This is a genomic window from Microcystis sp. LE19-10.1B (assembly GCF_027530565.1).
Classification (GTDB): domain Bacteria; phylum Cyanobacteriota; class Cyanobacteriia; order Cyanobacteriales; family Microcystaceae; genus Microcystis; species Microcystis aeruginosa.
Genome location: NZ_JAPZQM010000622.1, coordinates 1 through 2,005, shown reverse-complemented (window position 1 = coordinate 2,005; position 2,005 = coordinate 1). Strand labels below are relative to the sequence as shown.

Here is a 2,005-nt window from a genome sequence, read left to right as displayed (position 1 = left end):
AAAGACTTCATCGGTTGTCACTATTGTTACCTGCTGGAGTTTCCTTGTCATTTCTATAGCTTTCTCATGCCAATCATCACGATTGTTAATGAGAGCAACCCAATAAAATGTGTCTGCAAAGATGGTTTTCATTGCTATGATGCTATAAACTTTAGTTTCGGCTTTGCTTAGGATTTGGGAACTCCATAAAGATAATGATCATGCTGATTAGCAAGATCTATAGGCAACTTTTCTAAGTCGTCATTGTCTAATGGTATCTCTTCCAGAAGCTTTAATATTGCCTCCCCTACATTACTTTCAGATTTAGCATAACTAGCTTGTGCTGAAAGGAGGAAGTTTAAAGTTTCTTCTATTAAAGAATCCGGCGCTTGTTCAATCTCTTGTAATAGTCTCTCTTTAGTATTCATGGTTTTATTCCTTGCTAATCAGTTATCAGTCATCAGTGATTAATTCAATTATAGTTCATCATTCAATCATTCCAACCACTGTCGATGGTGGTGCGTTACTGGACTAGGTAATAGGTGTAGGGGTAATTCATGAATTACCCCTACAATAACGTTTGTCTGGATGTTGTCAAATTTTCTCTTGACAAAGGCGACTTGACATGATACTATATTCATAATGGAAAATCCGTGCGCCTACAAACCCTCTTTTCCAACGGTCTTAACTATGATTGGTTTATTCAATCAATCTTCATCTCTAATCCACTCTTAACTAGCTCCCTAGTCATAGTCCATCAGATGATTACATCAACCACTGTCGATGGTGGTGGGTTACTGGACTAGTTAATAGGTGTAGGGGTTATGCATGAATTACCCCTACAATAACGTTTGTCTGTATGTTGTCAATTTTTCTCTTGACAAAGGCGACTTGACATGATACTATATTCATAATGGAAAATCCGTGCGCCTACGAACCCTATTTTCCAATGGTCTTAACTATGATTAGTTCATTCAATCAATCTTCATCTCTAATCTACTCTTAACTAGCTCCCTAGTCATAGTTCATCATTCAACATTCCAATCACAGTTAAGACTGTTTTCAGGGATGAGGGGGTTTTGGTTTCAACATCTCCACCACCTCATCGGGAAACCGTTGTCTTAATTCTGCTTCGGGTAATTGGGATAACATCCTCAGATAATTCTGATAAAAGGTTTGGGTATGGGGATGATTTTCCCCTAATCCTTGGGTAGCAATATTAATCGCTTCTAGATAGAGAGGTTCCGCTTCTGTGTACCTGCCTTGGGAATCGTACAATGCTGCTAAATTGTTGAGGGAAGTTGCCACATCGGGATGATTGTCTCCTAAGAGTTGTTTTCTCAAATCTAATGCTTCTAGATAGAGAGGTTCTGCTTCTGTGTACCTGCCTTGGGAATAGTACAAGTATGCTAAATTGTTGAGGGAAGTTGCCACATGGGGATGATTGTCTCCTAAGTGGGTTCGAGTTGCGGTTAAACAAGCTTGACAGTAAGGTTCAGCAATAGCATACAATCCTTGTCCGTTATAATACCAAGCTAAACCCGTATAAGACCATAATAAATCCTCATCAGCGATATATTGGGGATATTCCCCGACAGATGCTTGTAGATGGAGAAGGAAAGGTTTAAATTCTTCAACGATTTCTACAGTCGTATCCTGTGGCATTTCTGCCGATTTTTTGGCCATAATCCCACAATAACGGCGTTTTGCTGGTTCTGCGTGGGGTGATGCTTCTAACTTATCCCGAAAGTAGCGACGCAACAGGGGATGAATTTCATACCAACCATCACGATTATCCTGAACTAAACTCAGGTGAACTAAACTATCGGTTAACCATTCCTCCACTGTATCCCCATCTTCATCGGGAAATAAATCCAGAATCATTCCCTTGGGAAAGGGCGCAAGAGCGAATAAACTGAGGTAAAGTGCCAAAATTTGCGCTTCTGGTTCGCTATGCAACTCCTCCCAACTGAGATTAAAGGCAGCTTTTAACCCTCTTTCCGCAGTCATTTCCCCATGAAACTTG

General features: G+C 40.2%; 2 protein-coding genes and 1 pseudogene. All 3 read right to left on the bottom strand.

The genetic code is table 11. The features are described from left to right. Nucleotides 1-132 (bottom strand): annotated as a pseudogene (locus O9332_RS28215) (type II toxin-antitoxin system VapC family toxin); the annotation flags it as partial. A 35-nt stretch (nt 133-167) separates the two neighbouring features. Next, a complete protein-coding gene (locus tag O9332_RS22435; RefSeq protein ID WP_061433369.1) occupies nt 168-407 on the bottom strand; it encodes a hypothetical protein in 240 nt (79 codons plus the stop codon). Between the two features lie 634 nt (nt 408-1,041). After that, nucleotides 1,042-2,005, bottom strand: a 964-nt coding sequence (locus O9332_RS22430) for a tetratricopeptide repeat protein (RefSeq protein WP_288027497.1), incomplete at its 5' end; no start/stop codon positions are given.